Genomic DNA, 21,141 nt, shown 5'->3' with positions numbered 1-21,141 from the left:
ACCCGCAGAACCGCACGCGCCCCCGGGTCCCCGGGCGCCGTCGGGTTCCACCGGGCTTCCCGCGCAGCCGCGCTCCGCGCCCGCGGTGGAGCGTCCGCGCGTCGGTGTGCCGGAGCAGCCGCCCGCCCCGGCGGGACAGACCCTCATCGGATCCGTGCAGCGTGCGATGCGCCTGCTGGAGACCGTCGCGGGGCATGAGCACGGGGCCCCGGCCAAGCAACTGGCCCGGGAGACCGGCCTCGCCCTCCCCACCGCCTACCACCTGCTGCGCACCCTGGTCCACGAGGGCTATCTGTACCGCGACCGCGGGCTGTTCTTCCTCGGGACGGCGGCCGAACGGCTGAGCAGCAGCGGAGCGGCGCAGAAACGTCGCAGCACGGTCGTCGACTCGCTCGCACAATGGCGCGATCTGATCGGCGTCCCGGTGTACTACGCCATGTACCGGGACGGTGAGATCGAGGTCGTGTGCGTCTCCGACACCCCGGCGAATCCGGCCGTCCAGGAGTGGGCGGACTTCCGGGAGACCGGGCACGCGCACGCGATCGGCCAGTGTCTGCTGTCCCAGCTGGACGAGAGCGCCCGCCGGGACCATCTGTCCCGCTACCCGGCGCGGTCCATCACTCCGTACACCGTCCGCGACGACCACACCTTGCTGCGGCGGCTCGAACGGATGCCCAGGATGCAGCCGGTGACGGAACGGCAGGAGTACGCGCTGGGGACGGTCTGCGCGGCCGTGCCGATCACCGTGGGGGCCACGGCGGCGACGATGGCGCTCTCGCTCCCCGCGCACCAGGCCGACCGGCTGCTGCCCGCGGCGCGGCAGCTCCAGAGCGAGGTGGGACGGCGTGTCGGCGCCCTCGCGCTCGCTATCAGTATCTGAAAACTCACTCCTTGTGATCTGCCATATACGTTCAGCAAGATGCCACCAGTATCAAGGGGACCATTCCCGGCCAGTCGACGGCAGATGACGGGGTAGCGATGCGCGAGTCCGTACAGGCAGAGGTCATGATGAGCTTTCTCGTGTCCGAGGAGCTCTCCTTCCGCATTCCGGTGGAACTGCGGTACGAGACCCGTGATCCCTATGCCGTACGGCTGACCTTCCATCTGCCCGGCGACGCCCCTGTCACCTGGGCCTTCGGCCGGGAACTGCTGGTCGACGGGGTGGGCAGGCCGTGCGGCGACGGCGATGTGCGCATCGGTCCCGCCGACAACGAGGAGCTGGCCGAGGTGCTGATCCGCCTTCAGGTCGGCGCCGACCGGGCGCTGTTCCGGTCCTCCACCGCGCCCCTGGTGGCGTTCCTCGACCGCACGGACAAACTGGTCCCGCTGGGCCAGGAGGGCGCTCTGGAGGACTTCGACGCCCATCTCGACGAGGCCCTGGACCGCATCCTGGCGGAAGAGCAGAGCGCGGGCTGAAGCGTTTCGGCAACCGAGTGTGTGCGGAGGAGTAACGCTTCACCACACGGTCCGTGACCTTTTCGCCGTCCCTGCGGGCCATGGTCCCGCCCAGGGGCGGATCACCGTTTGCGGCGCCTGCCCCGGCCGCCGCGCGCCGGTGCGGGCAGCCCCGCCGCGGCAGGGGCGGCCACCGGCTGCGGCCGGTCGGCCGCGACGACGAGCGCCGCCAGCGCCGTGGTGACCGGCACCGAGGCGACCAGGCCGATCGAGCCCACGAGCGTGCGCACGATCTCCTCGGCGACGAGTTCGCTGGTGGCCACCGTCCCCACGCTGCTCTGCGCGATCGAGAAGAGCAGCAGCAGCGGCAGCGCCGCGCCCGCGTAGGCCAGGACCAGGGTGTTGACGACGGACGCGATGTGGTCGCGCCCGATCCGGATGCCCGCTCGGTACAGCCCCCGCCAGCCCATCGCCGGATTGGCCTCGTGCAGCTCCCAGACCGCCGATGTCTGCGTGACCGTCACGTCGTCGAGGACACCGAGCGACCCGATGATCACCCCGGCGAGCAGCAGGCCGCTCATGTCGATCGACGGATACAGGCCATGGATCAGTCCGGTGTTGTCGTCGGTGTTGCCGGTGAGCGAGGCCCAGCCGATGAACAGCGAACCCAGGACGCCGATCAGCACCAGCGAGACCAGCGTGCCGAGTACGGCCACCGAGGTACGGGCGGACAGGCCGTGGCACATGTACAGCGCGATCAGCATGATCGCGCTCGCTCCCACCACGGCCACGACCAGCGGATTCGACCCTTGCAGGATCGCGGGCAGGATGAAGAGGTCCAGCACCACGAAGCTGATGGCCAGCGCGACCAGCGCCATCACCCCGCGCATCCGCCCGACGACCACGACGGCGAGTGCGAAGATTCCGGCCAGCAGCGCCATGGGGAAGCCGCGGCTCACATCCGTGACCGAGTACTGCAACTCCCTCGGCGCGGCAGGCTCGTAGGCGGCCACGACCTTCTCGCCCTGGTGCAACTGCCGCGACTGGTCCGGCTGCACGATCTCCGTGAAGGTACGCCCCTTGTCCTTGCCGGTGTCGACGCGGATCGTGGCCTTCTTGCAGGTGCCGGACGCCTGTGCCTGGGCGGAGGCGCCCTCGGCGGTGGAGGTGTCGCCGGTCGGTGTGTCGCCCGAGGTGTTCACCGCCTTGCAGCTCACCGCCACCACCTGGGTGACCGTGGCCTGCTGAGTCTGCCGGTCGAAGCCCACGCCGGTGCGCTGGTGCGCGGGGGCGCCGCCGGGCCAGAGCACGACGAGCCCGACCACCACGGCGGCGGCGAACGGGACCAGAACCGCAGCGATGATCTTGCGGAGGTGCTGCGAGACCGGCGCGGCCGGGCCATGACTGTGGCTGTGCGCATGCCCGTGACCGTGTCCGGATCCATGGCCGTGCCCGGACTCGGGGCCGGGGCGTGGTTCCGGCGGCGGATGGGGGAACTGCTGCGTCGTGGTCACCGACCGATCATCGCAAGAACGCCGGGGGCCCACTGTTCACCGCGCCACACATGGCGCTAGCGTGGAGGCACCTTTGCACACGCGGGAGCTCGGAGCACCGGGCTGAGAGGGCGCTGACCTTCGTCTTCGCGATGTTTCACGTGGAACGTACGACGTTCCCCGGGAAATGCCGCCGGACGGAAGCCGCTGCGTCGACCGCCGAACCTGTTACCGGGTAATGCCGGCGTAGGGAGTAGGTCTCATGACCAACAAGGACGCACGCACGCCTGCCTCCGTCCAGGACGAACAGTCCCCGGAGGCCGGGAAATCCATCGGCTGGCACAAGGCGTATGTCGAGGGCACCCGCCCCGACCTGCGGGTGCCGGTCCGTCAGGTGCACCTCACCAACGGGGAGTCGGTCACCCTCTACGACACCTCGGGCGCGTACACCGACCCGCTCGTGGACACCGACGTCCGGCGCGGTCTGCCGCCGCTGCGGGAGAACTGGATCATCGTCCGCGGCGACACCGAGGAGTACGCGGGCCGTCCCGTCCGTCCCGAGGACGACGGGATCAAGCACACCTCGCCGCGCGGAGGACTGCGCAACCTCGACGCGGTGTTCCCCGGCCGCCCGCGCCAGCCGCGGCGGGGGCGCGGCGGACAGGCGGTGACGCAGCTGGCCTATGCGCGCCGCGGGGAGATCACCCCCGAGATGGAGTTCGTGGCCCTCCGGGAGAACGTCTCCCCCGAGGTCGTCCGTGAGGAGATCGCCGCCGGCCGTGCGGTGCTCCCGGCCAATGTGAACCACCCGGAGATCGAGCCGATGATCATCGGCAAGCGGTTCCTGGTGAAGGTCAACGCCAACATCGGCAACTCCGCGGTCACCTCCTCGATCGAGGAGGAGGTCGAGAAGATGACGTGGGCGACCCGCTGGGGCGCCGACACCGTCATGGACCTCTCCACCGGCCGCAACATCCACACCACGCGCGAGTGGGTGCTGCGCAACTCCCCCGTGCCCATCGGCACGGTGCCGCTCTACCAGGCCCTGGAGAAGGTCGACGGCAGGGCCGAGGAGCTGACCTGGGAGGTCTACAAGGACACGGTCATCGAGCAGGCCGAACAGGGCGTGGACTACATGACGGTCCACGCCGGCGTACGCCTCGCGTATGTGCCGCTGACCGCGAACCGCAAGACCGGCATCGTCTCGCGCGGCGGCTCGATCATGGCGGCCTGGTGCCTCGCGCACCACAAGGAGTCGTTCCTCTACGAGAACTTCGAGGAACTCTGCGAGATCCTCGCCGCCTACGACGTCACGTACTCGCTCGGCGACGGCCTCAGGCCCGGATCCATCGCGGACGCCAACGACGAGGCACAGTTCGCGGAGCTGCGCACGCTCGGGGAACTCAACACGATCGCCAAGCGTTTCCACGTACAGACGATGATCGAGGGCCCGGGACATGTCCCGATGCACAAGATCAAGGAGAACATCGACCTTCAGCAGGAGATCTGCGATGAAGCTCCGTTCTATACGCTCGGCCCGCTGACGACGGACGTCGCCCCGGCGTACGACCACATCACCTCCGGTATCGGCGCCGCCATGATCGCCTGGTGGGGCACGGCCATGCTCTGCTACGTCACGCCCAAGGAGCACCTCGGCCTGCCCAACCGTGACGACGTCAAGACCGGCGTCATCACCTACAAGATCGCCGCCCATGCGGCCGACCTCGCCAAGGGACACCCGGGAGCCCAGGAATGGGACGACGCGCTCTCCGACGCCCGGTTCGAGTTCCGGTGGGAGGACCAGTTCAACCTGGCCCTCGACCCGGACACGGCCCGGGAGTTCCACGACGAGACCCTTCCGGCGGAGCCCGCCAAGACCGCCCACTTCTGCTCCATGTGCGGTCCGAAGTTCTGCTCGATGAAGATCTCGCAGGACATCCGCCGCGAGCACGGCACCGGCCGGGCCGAGACCGACATCGAGGAGGGCATGGCCCAGAAGTCGAAGGAGTTCGCCGCGGCGGGCAACCGGGTGTACCTGCCGATCGCGGAGTGAGACCGGTGTGACAGCCGGCGGCTGCCGGTGCCGGAGGGGGCGGCGGATCCCGTCCCCTCCGGCACCGGTCCGGTCGCTCACTCCGGGCGGTGTTCCGGACCCCCGAAGTCCGGGCTGGAGAAGTCCGGGCTGGAGTAGCTCGGACGGGAGCCCGGGGCCGCCCCGTCGTCCGGGCTGCTGAAGCCGGGGCGGCCGTAGCCCAGGTGCGGCATCCGGCCGCTCGGGGCCGCGGGGTCCATGCGGTGCGGCGCCGCACCGGCGGAGGCCGCGAGGGCCTCGCGCAGGAACGGCAGGAGGCCCCGTTCGAGCAGGGCCTCGCGCCAGGCGTCCCGGGCCCGTGCGAGGTCCTCGTCGAGGACGCCGTACGGCCCGGCGTCCGGCGCGGGCCGGTTGCGCAGCGCGGTGGCCAGCAGTGCCACACCGGCCGCCAGGAGGGCCGCCGCGGTCACGGCGCCGAACACCCAGCCGACGGTGACCAGACTCTGCGCGAAGGCCGGTGCCGGGTCGAGGGCCTTCAGGGCGTAGCCGACGAGGAGGAAGAGGGCGGCGGCGATCCCGGCGAGGACGGGGGCGAGAACCGCGACCACCGCGGCGGCCCCCGCGCCGCCGGTCTCCACGGCCTCGCCGACGGTGGCCGCGAGTTCCGGCGCGGCCGGGTCCGGTTCCGCGGTGCCGGGGTCCCGGACGGCCGGCGCTCCGGCCGGTGCCGGCCGACGCAGCTTCTCGCGGACCGTCACGTAGTGGTGGTACTCGGTCGCCGCGGCCGCGGTGATCAGGGCGGTGGCGTTGAGCGCCATGGTGCGCAGCTGTTCGGTGGTGAGCCGCTGTCCGACGGCGGTCGCTTCCAGGTGGTGTGGGGCGGAGCGCAGCGCCTCATCGAGGATCCGCTCGTACTCCCGGCGGTCCTCGCTCAGCAGGTGCTGCGGAACGCTGTTCATGTGCATCCCCCGATGCTCCGTAGGGCTTGGGGCTCGCATGACAGCGAGCCGTCGGGCAGAAACGGAGGGGAGCCTGCTACGGATAAACCGATGGTAGAGCCGCGACGGTGCGCGGTGACAGGGGGTTTCCACAAATTGCGTGCCGGGCCGCGGCCGGGCCCGGCACCGACGGGGTGGCCGTCGAACGGTCAGACGTCCAGCGGAAGTTGCTGGACCAGCAGCTTTCCGGCCATGGTCACGCCGCCGTCCATGGCGATGGCGAGGCCCTCGGCGTAGACATGCGGTCCCTCCACGACGGGGCCCGCGGCCTCGTCGCCGTCCTCGGAGCCGACTTCGCCCAGCAGATACGGGATGGGGCTGTGGCCGTGCACGATGCGGGCGCCGCCGTAGGTGCCGAGCAGCGAGCGCACGGCGTCGGCGCCGCCCTCGTCACGGAAGGAGAAGCGCTTGGTGAACTTGCGGAACAGGTCCCAGCACTCGTCCGCGTCATTGCGCGTGAGGGTGTCGTGGACCGTGTCGTTGACCGCTTCGATCGAGTCGCCGTAATCGAGGTAGGAGGTGGTGTCGGAGTGCACGAGGAGGTAGCCGTCGACCTCCTCCATCGCGTCGAGGCGGGCCATCCACTGCAAGTGGTGGTCCTGGAGACGGTCCATGTCGGACTTCTGGCCGCCGTTGAGCAGCCAGGCCGCCTGGAAGGTGGCGGTGCCCGCGCCGGAGTTGACGGGGGTGTCGCCGAACCGCTTGGCGCCCAGCAGCAGCAGCTCGTGGTTGCCCATGAGGGCCTTGCAGTAGCCGCCGGCCGCCGCCGCCTCGGCGGACAGCCGCATCACCAGATCGATGACGCCGATGCCATCCGGGCCGCGGTCGGTGAAGTCGCCGAGGAACCACAGCCGTGCGGTGCCGGCGCACCACTGGCCCGCGGCGTCGACGAGTCCCTGCTCCTGGAGCGCGGCGACCAGTTGGTCGAGATAGCCGTGCACGTCGCCGACGACGAACAGCGGTCCGGGCCCGGCCGGGGCCTGCGCGGCGACGGGGTCCACCGTCACCTGGACCGTGTCGCCGCGGTGGATGACGGGCAGGTCGCGCTGGGTCGGCGTGTACACGTCCGGGTAGCCCTCCTCGGGCGCCGGGCGCTCCTCCTCGAGCGGCGGCGCGCTCTCGGCGGGAGGCGCGCCGGTGGGGTACGGACCGGCCTCGTTCATGTACGCGGGCACGCGGAAGTCGCGCAGTGTCGCCGTCCGCTCCACCTCGGGTCCCTGACCGGCCCCCTGAGTCATCGACCCCTCCACCATCGCGCCGCGTCTGCACCGCTTCGGACTGCCTGGTCGCAGCGGCCCGCGGTGTCGTGCGCCCATCATAGGAATGCGGATCGCGCCGTGTGATGACCCAGGGGTGGTGAATCGGAACGGGACTCAGGTTCACCGTGGCTTTCGCCCCGTTTGGACACTCTTCGGCGGGCCCGCGGCGCGACGCTCCTACTGCTCCTCCGGTGACCGGGGCGGGCTGACGGTCGTGCGCGGCGGGCGCCGCTGCGAGGAGGTGCGCACGATCAGCTCGGTCGGTATGACCTGCTCGACCGGCTGGTCCGACTCGACTCCCTCGATGGCGTCGATGAGGAGCTGGACCACCGCGGTGCCGATGCGGCGCGGTTTGAGGGAGAGCGTGGTGATCGGCGGCTCGGTGTTGGCGTAGACCGTGGACTCGCTGCAGCACACCAGCAGCAGGTCGTCGGGGACGCGCAGGCCGTAGCGGCGGGCGGCGGCGAGCAGGTCCGTGCCGTTGGGGTCGAACAGCCCGTAGACGGCGTCGGGCCGGTCGGGGCGCGCCAGCAGCCGGTCGGCGGCGACGGCGCCCGCGCACGGATCGTGTGCGGGGTAGGACTCGTAGACCGGGTCCTGGCCGACGCGCTCGCACCAGCGCAGGTAGGCGGTCGTCGACAGATGGGTGTACGTGTCGGTGGTGGTGCCGGTGAGCAGGCCGATGCGGCGGGCGCCGGCCTCGGCGAGGTGGTCGAGGATGTCGAGGACGGCGGCCTCGTGGTCGTTGTCGACCCAGGCGGTGACCGGGAGGGCGCCGGCCGGGCGGCCGTCGCTCACCACCGGTAAGCCCTGCCGGACCAGCTCGCTGACGACCGGGTCCTGGTCGGAGGGGTCGATGACGACCGTGCCGTCCAGGGCGACGTTCGACCACACGTCGTGGCGCGAGGTCGCCGGGAGGATGACGAGCGCGTAGCCGCGGGCGAGCGCGGCCGAGGTGGCGGCTCGCGCCATCTCGGCGAAGTACGCGAACTCGGTGAAGGTGAAAGGTTCATCCCCGTACGTCGTCACGGTCAGGCCGATGAGGCCCGACTTCCCGGTACGGAGCGTGCGTGCTGCGGCCGAGGGGCGGTACCCCAGCCGGTCGGCGACCTCACGGACATGGCGGCGGGTGGCGTCCGGGAGCCGGCCCTTGCCGTTGAGGGCATCGGAGACGGTTGTGATGGAGACTCCGGCGGCGGCGGCCACGTCTCTGATGCCCGCCCGACCCGGCCGGCTGCCTCGACGAGAGGTATCCGCGCGGCTCACCTGGTGCTTCCCTGCTGCTGTCATGGCGAGCCGATAGTAGGGCTCATGCGGTGGGGTAGTGCGGACGCATATGCACGCATTGACAGGCACGTTTCTGCATGGTCATAAAGGGTCAACTGCCTTAGAAAGTGAGTCAGTTAAGCGATTTCATGCCAGGACGTGATGCGACGACACCCATGGGCCTGTCGAGCCCTGGAGGTCTCGAAGAGGTCTCAACTCACCTGCACGAGCGACGCGCGCCACGGCGCAAGCCACCGGCGCATAGATATATGTGAGATGCGCCCCTCATTCGTACATATTCGTACGAAGACGCCCGTGATGTCGCACGGACGGCCGCGCGGCCGTCCGTGCGGCGGGCGGCGGGTGCGGAACCGGTCCGAGGTGATGGCTTCCGACCCATTCGCAGCAGCGCCCAATCCTCATAAGGTATGGAGTATTGGATGTCGGTGGTGGCCATGAGGAGGACTGCGGTGAGCGAGACGAACCCGAAGCTGCGCGCCGAGCTGGAAGGCATCCCCACCTACAAGCCCGGCAAGGCCGCCGCGGGCGACGGCCCGGTGGCGTACAAGCTGTCCTCCAACGAGAACCCCTATCCGCCGCTGCCCGGTGTCATGGAGACGGTGACGGCGGCGGCCTCCTCCTTCAACCGGTACCCGGACATGGCCTGCACCGATCTGGTCAACGAGCTGGCCGAGCGCTTCGGCGTGCCGGCCGCGCACGTGGCCACCGGCACCGGTTCCGTCGGGGTGGCCCAGCAGCTGATCCAGGCCACCAGCGGTCCCGGCGACGAGGTCATGTACGCCTGGCGGTCCTTCGAGGCGTATCCGATCATCACGCAGATCAGCGGCGCGACCTCGGTGAAGGTGCCGCTCACGCCGGGCGATGTGCACGACCTGGACGCGATGGCGGACGCGATCACCGAGCGCACCCGCCTGATCTTCGTGTGCAATCCGAACAACCCGACCGGCACGGTGGTGCGCCGGGCCGAGCTGGAACGGTTCCTCGACCGGGTGCCCGGCGATGTGCTGGTGGTGCTGGACGAGGCCTACCGCGAGTTCATCCGGGACCCCGAGGTGCCGGACGGCGCGGTGCTCTACCGGGACCGGCCCAACGTCTGCGTGCTGCGCACCTTCTCCAAGGCGTACGGCCTCGCCGGACTGCGGGTGGGTTTCGCCATCGCCCACGAGCCGGTCGCGGCGGCGCTGCGCAAGACGGCCGTGCCCTTCGGGGTGAGCCAGCTGGCGCAGGAAGCGGCGATCGCCTCCCTGCGGGCGGAGGACGAGCTGCTGGGCCGGGTGGGTTCGCTGGTGTGCGAGCGCACGCGCGTGGTCGACGCGCTGCGTGCACAGGGCTGGACCGTTCCCGAGACGCAGGCCAACTTCGTGTGGCTGCGGCTGGGGGAGCGCACGGCGGCCTTCGCCGAGACCTGTGAGCGTGCGGGCGTGGTCGTGCGGCCGTTCCCCGGCGAGGGGGTGCGGGTGACCGTCGCGGAGACCGAGGCGAACGACATCTTCCTGAAGACGGCCGAGGCGTTCTTCAAGGAGGTCTGAGAGCGGGGACGACAGGTCCTTAAGGGCCGCCGGTCCCCGGCGAGCGGTCGTTTCCGGCCGTTCCCGGGAGCCGTGCGGCCCTCAGGGCGACGTGAGGAGTTCCACACGTACCGGGTCGCCGTCGCGCACCGTCGCCAGGCGGCGCGGGTCGCCGTCGATCCGGCCGAGGACGTTGCACGGGCTCGCGAGACGGCATTCGGTGCCCCGTGAGAGGGGCGTGGGCCCGTAGGGCAGGGCCAGCGCGTCGCCGTCGGTCCAGAAGGCGACCGTGCCGGGCTCGACGACCTGCCGGGCGTCCGTTTCACGTGGAACACGGGTGCCCGTGTCGAAGTAGACCTCCTCGCCCCAGGTGCGGGCGGTGGAGACGAGGGGGAGTTCACCGACGAGTGCCCGCGTGGTCGGGGTGTCGTCGAGGGCCGCGGTGAGGTGCCCCGCCGGCCAGGAGATCCGTATCCGCGTCGGTGGCGTGGGCTGTCCGGGCTGTGTCGGCTGTCCGGGCTGTGTCCGCATGCCGCGGATTCAACAATATGTTGAAGCCTCTGCCAAGGGGCTGGCCGGAAAGGGACCCCCCTTCGGATGCCGGGCGGGTGTGCGTCATAATTGCTTGTGAATGTGAACGCGTTCACAAGCTAGTCCGATTGCTGCACTGTTGTGCAGGTCACACCGGGGCAAACCGCCGCCGTAGGGCACGGCGACGTAAGGAGAGTGACGACGTGAACCTGGCTTTGGCGCCGGAGACACTGGCGCGCTGGCAGTTCGGCATCACGACCGTCTACCACTTCCTGTTCGTTCCCCTGACGATCTCCCTGGCCGCCCTCACGGCCGGGCTACAGACCGCCTGGGTGCGCACGGAGAAGGAGAAGTACCTCAGGGCGACCAAGTTCTGGGGCAAGCTCTTCCTGATCAATATCGCCATGGGCGTGGTCACCGGCATCGTGCAGGAGTTCCAGTTCGGCATGAACTGGTCGGACTACTCCCGCTTCGTCGGTGACATCTTCGGGGCTCCTCTCGCCTTCGAGGCGCTGATCGCGTTCTTCTTCGAGTCCACCTTCATCGGCCTGTGGATCTTCGGCTGGGACAAGCTCCCCCAGAAGATCCATCTGGCCTGCATCTGGATGGTCTCGATCGGCACGGTCCTGTCGGCGTACTTCATCCTCGCGGCCAACTCGTGGATGCAGCACCCGGTCGGCTACCGGATCAACCAGGCCAAGGGGCGCGCCGAACTCACCGACTTCTGGGCCGTACTGACCCAGAACACCGCGGTCGCCCAGGCGTTCCACACACTCGCCGCGTCCTTCCTGACCGGCGGCGCCTTCATGGTCGGCATCGCCGCCTTCCACCTGTTCCGCAAGAAGAACGTCTCCGTGATGAAGACCTCGCTGCGGCTGGGCCTGATCACGGTCGTCGTCGCCGGTCTGCTCACCGCGATCAGCGGCGACACGCTCGGCAAGGTCATGTTCAAGCAGCAGCCCATGAAGATGGCCGCTGCCGAGGCCCTCTGGGACGGCCAGAACTCCGCACCGTTCTCGGTCTTCGCGTACGGCGACGTCAGCAAGGGGCACAACTCCGTCGAGCTGTCGATCCCCGGAATACTGTCCTTCCTCGCGGACGACGACTTCCACTCCTACGTCCCCGGTATCAACGACACCAACAAGGCCGAGCAGCAGAAGTACGGTCCGGGCGACTACCGGCCCATCATCCCGGTCACCTTCTGGGCCTTCCGCTGGATGATCGGCTTCGGCATGGCCTCGTTCGCCATCGGGCTGGCCGGGCTCTGGCTGACCCGGAAGAAGTTCATGCTGCCGCAGCATCTGCGGGTGGGTGAGGACGAGGTCCCCCATCTGGTCCTCTTCAAGAACAAGGCGCTCAGCCCCAAGCTCGGCCGGCTGTACTGGCTCGTCGCCATCTGGACCCTGGGCTTCCCGCTGATCGCCAACTCCTGGGGCTGGATCTTCACCGAGATGGGCCGTCAGCCGTGGGTCGTCTACGGCGTGCTACAGACCCGGCACGCGGTCTCCCCCGGCGTCTCCCAGGGCGAGGTCCTCACCTCCATGACCGTCTTCACGGCGCTGTACGCCATCCTCGCCGTCATCGAGGTGAAGCTGCTCGTGAAGTACGTGAAGGCCGGACCGCCCGAGCTGACGGAGGCCGACCTCAACCCGCCCACGAAGATCGGCGGCGACCACCGTGACGCCGACAAGCCGATGGCCTTCTCCTACTAGGCCGAGGAAGGCACCGTCATGGAACTGCACGACGTCTGGTTCGTCCTGATCGCCGTCCTGTGGACCGGCTACTTCTTCCTGGAGGGCTTCGACTTCGGAGTCGGTGTCCTCACCAAGCTGCTGGCCCGCGACCGGACCGAGAAGCGGGTGCTGATCAACACCATCGGCCCGGTCTGGGACGGCAACGAGGTGTGGCTGCTCTCCGCGGGCGGCGCGACCTTCGCCGCCTTCCCCGAGTGGTACGCCACGCTGTTCTCCGGCTTCTACCTGCCGCTGCTGATCATCCTGGTCTGCCTGATCGTGCGCGGTGTCGCCTTCGAGTACCGCGCCAAGCGGCCCGAGGAGAACTGGCAGCGCAACTGGGAGCACGCGATCTTCTGGTGCTCGCTGATCCCCGCGTTCCTGTGGGGCGTGGCCTTCGGCAACATCGTCCGGGGCGTCAAGATCGACCGTAATTTTGAGTACGTCGGCAGCTTCGGCGACCTGCTCAACCCGTACGCGCTCCTCGGCGGCGCCGTCACCCTGACGCTCTTCACCTTCCACGGCGCGGTGTTCACGGCACTGAAGACCGTGGGGGAGATCAGGGAACGGGCCCGCGCTCTGGCGCTGCGCGTGGGGCTGGTGACGGCCGTGGTGGCGCTGGCCTTCCTGCTGTGGACACAGGCCGACTCGGGCAACGGCCGGAGCCTGGTGGCGCTCGTCGTCGCGGTCGCCGCCCTGGTCGCCGCGCTGGTGGCCAACCAGGCAGGGCGCGAGGGCTGGTCCTTCGCCCTGTCGGGCGTCACCATCGTGGCCGCCGTGGCGATGCTCTTCCTGTCGCTGTTCCCGAACGTCATGCCGTCCACGCTCGACGCGGACTGGAGCCTGACGGTCACCAACGCCTCGTCCAGCCCCTACACCCTGAAGATCATGACCTGGTGCGCAGGGATCGCCACGCCGATCGTCCTGCTCTACCAGGGATGGACGTACTGGGTGTTCCGCAAGCGGATCGGCACGCAGCACATCGCCGAAGCCGCGCACTGAGTCCGGTGAGGGGTGCGTTTCACGTGAAACGCACCCCGGTGGGCCGAAGGGCATGTTTCACGTGAAACCGATCGATCCGCGTCTCCTCCACTACGCCCGTGCCACCAGGTTCTTCCTGATGGCCGTCATCGGCCTGGGTGCTCTGGGCGCCGGGCTCGTCATCGCCCAGGCCATGCTCATCGCGGAAGTGGTGGTCGGCGCCTTCCAGCACCGGATGCCGGTCGCCGACCTCCGCACCCCCCTGCTGCTTCTGGTGGCCGTCGCCTGCGGCCGGGCGCTGGTCTCCTGGCTCACCGAGCTGGCGGCGCACCGGGCGAGCGCGGCGGTGAAATCCGAGCTGCGCGGGCGGCTGCTCGCCCGCGCCACGGCGCTGGGCCCCGGCTGGCTGAGCGCGCAGCGGACCGGTTCGCTGGTCACGCTGGCCACGCGCGGGATCGACGCCCTGGACGACTACTTCTCCCGCTATCTGCCGCAGCTCGGACTCGCGGTGGTCGTCCCGGTGGCGGTACTGGCCAGGGTCGTCACCGAGGACTGGGTGTCGGCGGCCATCATCGTCGGCACCCTGCCCCTCATCCCGGTCTTCATGATGCTCATCGGCTGGGCCACTCAGTCCCGTATGGACCGGCAGTGGCGTCTGCTGTCCAGGCTGTCCGGGCACTTCCTGGACGTGGTGGCCGGCCTGCCGACCCTGAAGGTGTTCGGCCGGGCCAAGGCGCAGGCCGAGTCGATCAGGCGCATCACCGACGAATACCGGCGGGCGACCCTGCGTACGCTGCGCATCGCCTTCCTGTCCTCCTTCGCGCTGGAACTGCTGTCCACGCTCTCGGTCGCCCTGGTCGCCGTGACGATCGGGATGCGGCTCGTCAGCGGCGGCATGGACCTGTACACCGGCCTGGTCATCCTTGTGCTGGCGCCCGAGGCCTATCTGCCGCTGCGTCAGGTGGGCGCGCAGTACCACGCGGCGGCCGAAGGGCTGGCGGCGGCCGAGGAGATCTTCGACGTCCTCGGGACGCCGGTGCCGGAGTCCGGCACGGCGGCCGTCCCCGCCGGGGCTCTCACCTTCGAGGGCGTCGGTGTCCGCTACCCCGGGCGGTCGGCGGACGCCGTGTCCGCGGTGTCCTTCACGGTGGAGGCGGGCGAGACCGTGGCGCTCGTCGGGCCGAGCGGTGCGGGCAAGTCGACGCTGCTGAACGTCCTGCTGGGGTTCCTCCGGCCCACCACGGGCCGTGTACGCGTCGCGGGCACCGACCTGTCCGACATCGACCCGGAGCAGTGGCGCTCGCACATCGCCTGGGTGCCGCAGCGGCCCCAGCTGTTCGCCGGGACCATCGCGGAGAACGTCCGCCTCGCCCGGCCCGGCGCGGACGACGCCGCGGTCCGCGCGGCGCTGGCCGACGCGGGCGCGCTGACGTTCGTCGACGCCCTGCCGGGCGGTACCGGGACCGTTCTGGGCGAGGACGGCGCGGGGCTGTCCGCGGGCCAGCGGCAGCGGCTCGCGCTCGCCCGTGCCTTCCTCGCCGACCGTCCCGTCCTGCTGCTCGACGAGCCGACGGCGGCGCTGGACGGGGAGACCGAGGCCGGCATCGTGGAAGCGGTACGGCGCCTGTCCGCGGGACGCACGGTGCTGCTCGTGGTGCACCGGCCCGCGCTGCTGGAGGCCGCGGACCGGGTGGTGCATCTGGAAGGCACCGAGACACGGGGCCGGACGCACACGGCAGCGGTGGCCGGGCGAGGCGGGGCAGAGGTGACGGCGGCGCGGGAGACGACGGCCGGACCGGCCGCGCCCCTCGCGGAGGAACAGGCGACCGAGCGCGGCGTTGTCCCGGCGGCGGGCGGCGTTCTCGCCCGTGTCCGTGCGGCCTGCGGCCGCCGCCGCGGTCGCCTCGCCCTGGCCATGCTGCTGGGCAGCCTCGCCCTCGGCAGCGCCGTGGGACTGATGGCCACCTCCGGCTGGCTGATCTCCCGGGCGTCGCAGCATCCTCCGGTGCTCTATCTGATGGTGGCCGTCACGGCGACGCGGGCCTTCGGCATCGGCCGGGCCGTCTTCCGCTACGCGGAGCGGCTGGTGTCGCACGACGCGGTGCTGCGGATGCTGGCCGAGACCCGCGTGGCCGTCTACCGGCGGCTGGAGCGGCTGGCTCCCGCCGGGCTGCGGCGGACACGCCGGGGCGATCTGCTGTCGCGGCTCGTCGCCGACGTGGACGCGCTCCAGGACTACTGGCTGCGCTGGCTGCTGCCCGCCGGTGCGGCGGTGACCGTGTCGGCCGCCTCCGTCGCCTTCACGGCCTGGCTGCTGCCCGAGGCCGGTGCGGTCCTCGCCGTGGGACTGCTGGCGGCCGGGGCGGGCGTCCCGGTGATCACCGGTGCCGTGGCACGCCGGGCCGAGCGGCGGCTCGCTCCCGCCCGCGGTGTCCTCGCGACCCGTGTGACCGACCTGCTCACCGGGACCGCCGAGCTGACGGTCGCCGGTGCGCTGCCCGCGCGGACCGCCGAGGCCCGCCGCGCCGACGGCGTACTGACCCGGATCGCCTCGCGCGCCGCCACCGCGACCGCGCTCGGCGACGGGCTCACCGCCCTCCTGTCGGGCCTGACCGTGGCGGCGGCGGCACTCGTCGGCGCCCAGGCGGTCACCGAGGGCCGGCTGAGCGGCGTGGCCCTGGCCGTCGTCGTACTCACCCCGCTGGCCGCCTTCGAGGCCGTCCTCGGCATGCCGCTCGCCGTCCGCCACCGCCAGCGGGTGCGGCGCAGCGCCGAGCGCGTGTACGAGATCCTGGACGCCCCCGAGCCCGTCCGCGAGCCGGAGGCTGCGCACCCGGAGCCCGCGACGCCCTTCCCGCTCACCGTGAGGTCCCTCACGGCCCGGCACACGGGCCAGGAGTCGGACGCGCTGGCCGGACTGGACCTCACCCTGGAGGAGGGCCGCAGGGTCGCGGTGATCGGAACGTCCGGGGCCGGCAAGACGACCCTCGCGCAGGTGCTGCTGCGGTTCCTCGACCCGGCGTCGGGCACCTACCGCCTGGGCGGGGTCGACGCCCGCTCCCTGGACGGCGACACCGTACGGCGGTTCGTGGGCCTGTGCGCCCAGGACGCCCACCTCTTCGACAGCTCGGTGCGGGAGAACCTGCTGCTGGCCAGGAAGGACGCCGACGAGCCCGCGCTGCGGGCCGCGCTCGCCCGTGCCCGGCTGCTGGACTGGGCCGACAGCCTCCCCGACGGTCTCGACACGCTCGTCGGGGAGCACGGCGCACGGTTGTCGGGTGGCCAGCGGCAGCGGCTTGCGCTGGCCCGTGCCCTGCTCGCCGACTTCCCCGTCCTGGTCCTCGACGAGCCGGCCGAGCATCTGGACCTGCCGACCGCCGACGCGCTCACCGCCGATCTGCTGAGCGCCACCGAGGGCCGTACGACGCTGCTCATCACGCACCGGCTGGCCGGGCTCGACGCCGTGGACGAGGTGATCGTCCTGGCGGAGGGACGAGTGGTCCAGCGCGGACCGTACGCGGAACTGCTCGCCCTGCCCGGTCCGCTGCGGAGCATGGCCGAGCGGGAGTCGGCGGCCGAACTGCTGGTGGCGGCCCGGTAGAAGAGCCGACGGCGTGCCGGACCCGGCGCGCCGTCGGCGGCTGCCGTCAGCGCCGCTCGGCCAGGATCCGTTCGATCACGAGGGCGACGCCGTCGTCGTTGTTGGCCGCGGTGCGTCCGGTCGCGGCGGCGACGGCGTCCGGGTGGGCGTTGCCCATGGCGTAGGACCGGCCGGCCCAGGTGAGCATCTCGATGTCGTTGGGCATGTCGCCGAAGGCGACGACCTCCTCGTGGGAGATGCCGCGGTCGGCGCAGCACAGGGCGAGGGTGCTGGCCTTGGAGACACCGGGTCCGCTGATCTCCAGCAGGGCGCTGGGGCTGGAGCGGGTGACGGTGGCGCGGTCACCGACCGCGAGCCGGGCCACGGTGAGGAAGGCGTCGGGGTCGATCGTCGGGTGCGAGGCGAGGATCTTCAGGATCGGGTACCGGGCGGTGGCGCCGTCGGGTGCGAGCAGTTCCTCGGCGGGCGCCAGGGTGTCCGGCGCCTCCATGTGCAGCTTCGGATAGTCCGGCTCCTGATGGAATCCGTACGTCTGCTCGATCGCGTACGCGGTGCCGGGTGCCGCGTCGCGCAGCAGCCGTACGGTCTCCAGCGCGTTCTCCCGGGCGAGGTCCCGCACCTTGACGAAACGGTGGGCGCCCGGCCCGCCGTGCAGGTCGACCACGGCCGCGCCGTTGCCGCAGATCGCCAGGCCGTGGCCGTGCACATGCTCGCTGACGACATCCATCCAGCGGGCCGGGCGGCCGGTGACGAAGAAGACCTCGATACCGGCCTCCTCGGCGGCGGCGAGGGCGGCGACCGTGCGCGGGGAGACCGACTTGTCGTCGTGCAGCAACGTTCCGTCAAGATCGGTTGCGATCAGCCGCGGGGGGACGGCGGGGGCCGCTCCCCGCGCGAGCGAGGTCGAGAGCTGGGAGGAGGCCGGGGGCTCGGGCTGTCGCGTCGCTGAGGTCACCGCCTCATTGTCCCGTATCGCCTCGCACGATCGTGCGGGTCTGCGCACAGGTGAGACGTCGCTTCGGTCACGCCGGCCGAGCGGGCTTCGGTCACGCCAGCTGAGCGGGGGCGTCCGTGGCGATCTGCTCGAAGACCTTCTCGTCCGCGGCGAAATCGGAGTCCGGGATCGGCCAGTGGAGCACGATCTCGGTGAACCCCAGCTCCTCGAACACGCTCGGCGTCGCGAGTTCCGGCACATCATCGCGTACCACCCCGACCGGCTCATGCGGCAGCCGCGCGACCTGGAGGAGCTGCTCCAGGTCTCCGACGAGCAGGAGATCGTGCTGCACGGCGAGGCGAACCGCCGGAACCTCTCCGACCCCGACGACCGGTTCATCCTCCGCATCGAGGGCGTCCACGCCTGCCGCTCCTCCGACGACACCTCCCGCGCCTGAAATCCGCGCTGGCGGAACGGGCCGAGACCGGCACGCCGCACTCGGGCAAGCGGCGGTTCGGGGACGAGCCCGACGGCATGACCGTCAGGGAGGACGAGACCGAGATCGTCCGCGAGGTCTTCGACCGCTATCTCAAGGGCCATAGCCAGGTCGTCATCGCCCTCGTCCTCCACAAGCGCGGCATATCAGGACCGTGTACGGCAAGGAGTAGCGCGGCATATCAGGACCGTGTACGGCAAGGAGTGGACCGAGGGCGCCGTCCGGGCCCTGCTCGACCCCCACCACGTCGCTGGCATCCGCATGCACCAAGGTCGGGGCGGTGCCCTCGTACCTGTGCACGCGCAAGAGCCGTAACGACGAGAAGAAGTACGTCCGCCGCATCGCTGCCGTGAAGCTGGAGGAACTCGTCACCGAGGCCGCGATCGACCTGCTCGGCCGCCTCACCGTCTCCGGTCGGCTCGCCTCCGCCACACCCACGAAACGCCCTGACCGAGGCGGTGGAGGCGGACCAGCGGCAACTCGCCGAGCTCGACCAGATGTGGACCGCCAAGGAGATCTCCCCGGCGGAGTACCGGGCGATGAGCAAGGACATCACCGACCGGATCGCCAAGGCTCAGAAGCGGCTGGTCGTGCGGCCGGTGAAGCCGCTCGACGGACTCACGGGTCCGGGGGCCAGGGCGGCCTGGGAGGCCGACGAGATGACGGACGAGCGGCGCAACGCGGTGCTCCGCTTCCTCTTCTCCGCCGTGGTCATCGACGCGTCCGGCAAGCCGAGCGGGGTCTTCGCCTGAGACCGCATCGACATCGAACAGAACCAGGTCTGAGGGTCGGGCAGGCTCGGGCGGGGGCGGATTATCCACGAGATCGCTGGTTCACCCAACCGGCGATTCTCCGGAAACTGAGGGCGTCGCGTTCGGACGACCTGCCAGTCGGCCATGAGCGCGGCACGCGCGGCCACAGGTGTTGGAGCATCTGGACGCAGCGCGATGCAACCGACCGCCCGACGACCTCAGGCGGTGCGGGGGTGGACGCGCTGATCGCGGGCTACTGCCACTACCCGCCGTTCTCCTTCACCGACACCGGAGTCCTGGAGCTGGACTCCGCGATGAACGACCGGGGCCTGGGCCGCAGCGTGCTGCTGGCCTTCGCCGCCGGGCTCGGGGCCTGGGACCGCGCCCTCGTCCACTCCTCCACCGCCGCCTCCCGGACGATCGCGGCCGCCGCCCGTACCGGCGTCGAACTCGGCGACAGGCTGTACGTCGTCCCCGCCCCCAGGGACGTACGGCTGGTACGCGACCCGGCCGACATCACCCCGCCCGCAGGCAGGGCCACCGGCATCTACAACCACCGCCTGTACAGGCGTTACGGCACCTCCCGCTTCACCCGGCTCGCCCGGCGTCTCGTCGCCGATGCCCCGGTGCGGCTCACCGTGATGGACCTGTTCGGCACCCGCAGCCCCGAGCGAATCCGCCTCGACCCCAGCCCCGAACGGCACCTGGAGGAGCTGGCGACCACGGACGGCGTCAGCATCGCCTCCGACCGTGGCGACCGCATCCGCTACCTGCTGGCCGACGCCCACTTCGGCATCGCCCCTCCCGCCCGGGCTGCCCCTGGTCCATGTCGGTGATCGACTGTCAGGCGATGGCTCTGCCGATGATCGGCCCACGGACCGGCTGGCTGGCCGAGCACATTGACCACGAACTGCTGTTCGACACCGACGGGCAGGCCGTCCAGATCGCCGAGCGCCTCGCCACGGATGCCGAGTTCTACTTGGTGCACGCCAAGCGCGCGCACGCCTCCACCGCCGACCTCACGCCTGCCGTGGTGGCAGCCCGTTGCCTGGAGGCGATCAAGTGACCGGCTTCGAGGCAGCGCAGCTCTCGTACGACGAGCCGTTGGCCGGGTCCCTGCACACCCGCCTCGCCCGGGTGTTGGGCGGCACCGTCAAGCGCCTGCACGGAGTCCGCGGGATGCGACCGCCTACCGGCTCACCGCCGAACTGGTAGACACCGAACAGTTCTTCCTCGCTGATGGTGACTTCGCCATCGACCCCGAGTTCCCCACCGCAGCGGTCCAGCCTCTGGCCGACGGTGTGGCGATGCGGGTCTGGCAGGCGGTCACCCCGGTCAACGGCCTGACCTACGGCTACGGCGGCCTCAAGCTGATCCGCGGCTCGGCGCTCAGGGAGATGGGCCAAGCCGTCGACGTGCTGGCCGCACTGCCCGGACGCGTCGAGTTCTGCCGCCGGACTGCCGGGTTCACGCGGTTCAATCAGAGCCCATTCCACGCGTGGAAGGCGGGCTTCCGAGAGTGTGCGATGCTCGCGCGCGGCAGCGAGTACGGCATGGCCGACGCCTCTGCCCAGGAGCGCATCGCCGCCTGGACGGCCAGCCGCGACGGCGAATTCGCCGCCTATGCGGCCGCCGGAGCCCGTGACGGACTCGGCTTCGCCAAGGCTGCTGCCCGAGACACTCAGCGCTTCGAGGCACTCAACGACCCGCCCTGGCTGCACCAGCACTTCACCACCCTGTACGGCGAGCAGGCGGTCACCGGATGAACGCCGCCCCCGATCCGCTGGTGCTGATCGAGCCGTACGCACACCGGCGCGGCGGACACCACCAGCGCACGCTGGCGGCGCTCGCCGCCGAACGGCCTGGCAGCCTCGTCATCGCCCCTGGCGGCCTGAGCGAGGACCTGGCCCCGCTGGTTCGATCGGGAGCCCGAGTCGCTGCCGGTCCGGCTGGACCGACAGCGAGAATCCTTCTGACCGTCGCACGGGCGGTAGCCCGCGTCGCTGCCGCCGGTCAGCGGGTCTTCGCCTCCCAGAGCTGGCCGCAGACGGTCCGCAGGTCCCCGCACCAGGTCACCCTTCTCGCCCAGTGCCCGGCCGAGGCCGCCTGCCTTCGCACCGCACGCCGTCTCGCCCCGTGAG

General features: G+C 70.8%; 19 protein-coding genes and 1 pseudogene. 13 read left to right on the top strand and 7 right to left on the bottom strand.

The genetic code is table 11. From position 1 onward, the window contains the following. Nucleotides 1–106 precede the first annotated feature (106 nt). Both ACWDYF_RS07965 and ACWDYF_RS07960 read left to right on the top strand, forming a co-directional pair. Nucleotides 107–880, top strand: coding sequence for an IclR family transcriptional regulator (locus ACWDYF_RS07965; protein ID WP_018566259.1), 774 nt, complete (start codon nucleotides 107–109; stop codon nucleotides 878–880). A 98-nt stretch (nucleotides 881–978) separates the two neighbouring features. Next, nucleotides 979–1,416: an SsgA family sporulation/cell division regulator gene (locus tag ACWDYF_RS07960; RefSeq protein WP_018566260.1), complete on the top strand. Its 438-nt coding sequence runs from the start codon at nucleotides 979–981 to the stop codon at nucleotides 1,414–1,416. A gap of 101 nt (nucleotides 1,417–1,517) precedes the next feature. On the opposite strand, the gene ACWDYF_RS07955 is transcribed toward ACWDYF_RS07960, so the two are convergent. After that, a complete protein-coding gene (locus ACWDYF_RS07955; RefSeq protein WP_381738924.1) occupies nucleotides 1,518–2,909 on the bottom strand; it encodes a YibE/F family protein in 1,392 nt (463 codons plus the stop codon). A 241-nt stretch (nucleotides 2,910–3,150) separates the two neighbouring features. Here ACWDYF_RS07955 and thiC point away from each other — a divergent pair, with 241 nt between their 5' ends. Then, the gene (gene thiC / locus ACWDYF_RS07950) at nucleotides 3,151–4,941 is read left to right on the top strand and encodes a phosphomethylpyrimidine synthase ThiC (protein WP_389462774.1); all 1,791 of its coding nucleotides are present in this window, start codon (nucleotides 3,151–3,153) and stop codon (nucleotides 4,939–4,941) included. A gap of 77 nt (nucleotides 4,942–5,018) precedes the next feature. Here the strand turns inward: thiC and ACWDYF_RS07945 are convergent, their stop codons facing one another. The 3 genes from ACWDYF_RS07945 to ACWDYF_RS07935 all read right to left on the bottom strand — a co-directional run bounded on the left by ACWDYF_RS07945 (nucleotide 5,019) and on the right by ACWDYF_RS07935 (nucleotide 8,467). Then, nucleotides 5,019–5,885: a hypothetical protein gene (locus ACWDYF_RS07945; protein ID WP_389462775.1), complete on the bottom strand. Its 867-nt coding sequence runs from the start codon at nucleotides 5,883–5,885 to the stop codon at nucleotides 5,019–5,021. Nucleotides 5,886–6,067: 182 nt separating this feature from the next. After that, nucleotides 6,068–7,171 carry a metallophosphoesterase gene (locus tag ACWDYF_RS07940; protein WP_381738929.1) on the bottom strand — a complete coding sequence of 368 codons (1,104 nt, stop codon included), beginning with the start codon at nucleotides 7,169–7,171 and terminating at the stop codon, nucleotides 6,068–6,070. A 183-nt stretch (nucleotides 7,172–7,354) separates the two neighbouring features. Then, entirely contained in the window at nucleotides 7,355–8,467 is a 1,113-nt protein-coding gene (locus ACWDYF_RS07935) for a LacI family DNA-binding transcriptional regulator (protein ID WP_078510031.1), read from the bottom strand. Between the two features lie 446 nt (nucleotides 8,468–8,913). Between ACWDYF_RS07935 and hisC the strand changes: the two genes are divergently transcribed. Then, the gene (hisC, locus tag ACWDYF_RS07930) at nucleotides 8,914–9,993 is read left to right on the top strand and encodes a histidinol-phosphate transaminase (RefSeq protein ID WP_064534024.1); all 1,080 of its coding nucleotides are present in this window, start codon (nucleotides 8,914–8,916) and stop codon (nucleotides 9,991–9,993) included. A gap of 81 nt (nucleotides 9,994–10,074) precedes the next feature. Here the strand turns inward: hisC and ACWDYF_RS07925 are convergent, their stop codons facing one another. After that, on the bottom strand, nucleotides 10,075–10,503 hold the full coding sequence (locus tag ACWDYF_RS07925) for a cyclophilin-like fold protein (RefSeq protein WP_389462776.1): 429 nt from the start codon (nucleotides 10,501–10,503) through the stop codon (nucleotides 10,075–10,077). Nucleotides 10,504–10,706: 203 nt separating this feature from the next. On the opposite strand from ACWDYF_RS07925, the gene ACWDYF_RS07920 reads away from it, so the two are divergent. The 3 genes from ACWDYF_RS07920 to cydD are packed head-to-tail and all read left to right on the top strand — an operon-like array spanning nucleotide 10,707 to nucleotide 16,818. Further along, nucleotides 10,707–12,215 carry a cytochrome ubiquinol oxidase subunit I gene (locus ACWDYF_RS07920; RefSeq protein ID WP_389462777.1) on the top strand — a complete coding sequence of 503 codons (1,509 nt, stop codon included), beginning with the start codon at nucleotides 10,707–10,709 and terminating at the stop codon, nucleotides 12,213–12,215. 18 nt (nucleotides 12,216–12,233) lie between these two features. Beyond that, complete coding sequence (gene cydB / locus ACWDYF_RS07915) at nucleotides 12,234–13,238, top strand: cytochrome d ubiquinol oxidase subunit II (protein WP_389462778.1); 1,005 nt, start codon at nucleotides 12,234–12,236, stop codon at nucleotides 13,236–13,238. A 52-nt stretch (nucleotides 13,239–13,290) separates the two neighbouring features. After that, a complete protein-coding gene (gene cydD, locus ACWDYF_RS07910; RefSeq protein WP_389462779.1) occupies nucleotides 13,291–16,818 on the top strand; it encodes a thiol reductant ABC exporter subunit CydD in 3,528 nt (1,175 codons plus the stop codon). 46 nt (nucleotides 16,819–16,864) lie between these two features. On the opposite strand, the gene ACWDYF_RS07905 is transcribed toward cydD, so the two are convergent. Further along, on the bottom strand, nucleotides 16,865–17,773 hold the full coding sequence (locus ACWDYF_RS07905) for a Cof-type HAD-IIB family hydrolase (RefSeq protein WP_381738937.1): 909 nt from the start codon (nucleotides 17,771–17,773) through the stop codon (nucleotides 16,865–16,867). A gap of 91 nt (nucleotides 17,774–17,864) precedes the next feature. Beyond that, nucleotides 17,865–17,981 (bottom strand): annotated as a pseudogene (locus tag ACWDYF_RS07900) (LLM class flavin-dependent oxidoreductase); the annotation flags it as partial. Here ACWDYF_RS07900 and ACWDYF_RS07895 point away from each other — a divergent pair. The 6 genes from ACWDYF_RS07895 to ACWDYF_RS07870 all read left to right on the top strand — a co-directional run bounded on the left by ACWDYF_RS07895 (nucleotide 17,949) and on the right by ACWDYF_RS07870 (nucleotide 21,140). After that, nucleotides 17,949–18,209 (top strand): recombinase family protein, encoded by a 261-nt coding sequence (locus ACWDYF_RS07895; RefSeq protein ID WP_389462780.1) that lies wholly within the window; start codon nucleotides 17,949–17,951, stop codon nucleotides 18,207–18,209. The pseudogene ACWDYF_RS07900 and the gene ACWDYF_RS07895 overlap by 33 nt on opposite strands. Before the next feature lie 497 nt (nucleotides 18,210–18,706). Beyond that, nucleotides 18,707–19,000, top strand: a complete 294-nt coding sequence (locus ACWDYF_RS07890; RefSeq protein WP_389462781.1) for a hypothetical protein — start codon at nucleotides 18,707–18,709, stop codon at nucleotides 18,998–19,000. A 233-nt stretch (nucleotides 19,001–19,233) separates the two neighbouring features. Beyond that, nucleotides 19,234–19,836 (top strand): hypothetical protein, encoded by a 603-nt coding sequence (locus ACWDYF_RS07885; protein ID WP_389462782.1) that lies wholly within the window; start codon nucleotides 19,234–19,236, stop codon nucleotides 19,834–19,836. A gap of 14 nt (nucleotides 19,837–19,850) precedes the next feature. Continuing rightward, nucleotides 19,851–20,066 carry a hypothetical protein gene (locus tag ACWDYF_RS07880; RefSeq protein WP_389462783.1) on the top strand — a complete coding sequence of 72 codons (216 nt, stop codon included), beginning with the start codon at nucleotides 19,851–19,853 and terminating at the stop codon, nucleotides 20,064–20,066. A 241-nt stretch (nucleotides 20,067–20,307) separates the two neighbouring features. Further along, the gene (locus tag ACWDYF_RS07875) at nucleotides 20,308–20,766 is read left to right on the top strand and encodes a hypothetical protein (protein WP_389462784.1); all 459 of its coding nucleotides are present in this window, start codon (nucleotides 20,308–20,310) and stop codon (nucleotides 20,764–20,766) included. Next, on the top strand, nucleotides 20,763–21,140 hold the full coding sequence (locus ACWDYF_RS07870; protein WP_389462785.1) for a hypothetical protein: 378 nt from the start codon (nucleotides 20,763–20,765) through the stop codon (nucleotides 21,138–21,140). Before ACWDYF_RS07875 ends, ACWDYF_RS07870 begins: the two co-directional genes overlap by 4 nt. Nucleotide 21,141 lies beyond the last annotated feature (1 nt).

It is taken from the genome of Streptomyces sp. NPDC003284, assembly GCF_053589675.1.
This window is presented reverse-complemented; position numbering and strand designations above follow the sequence as displayed.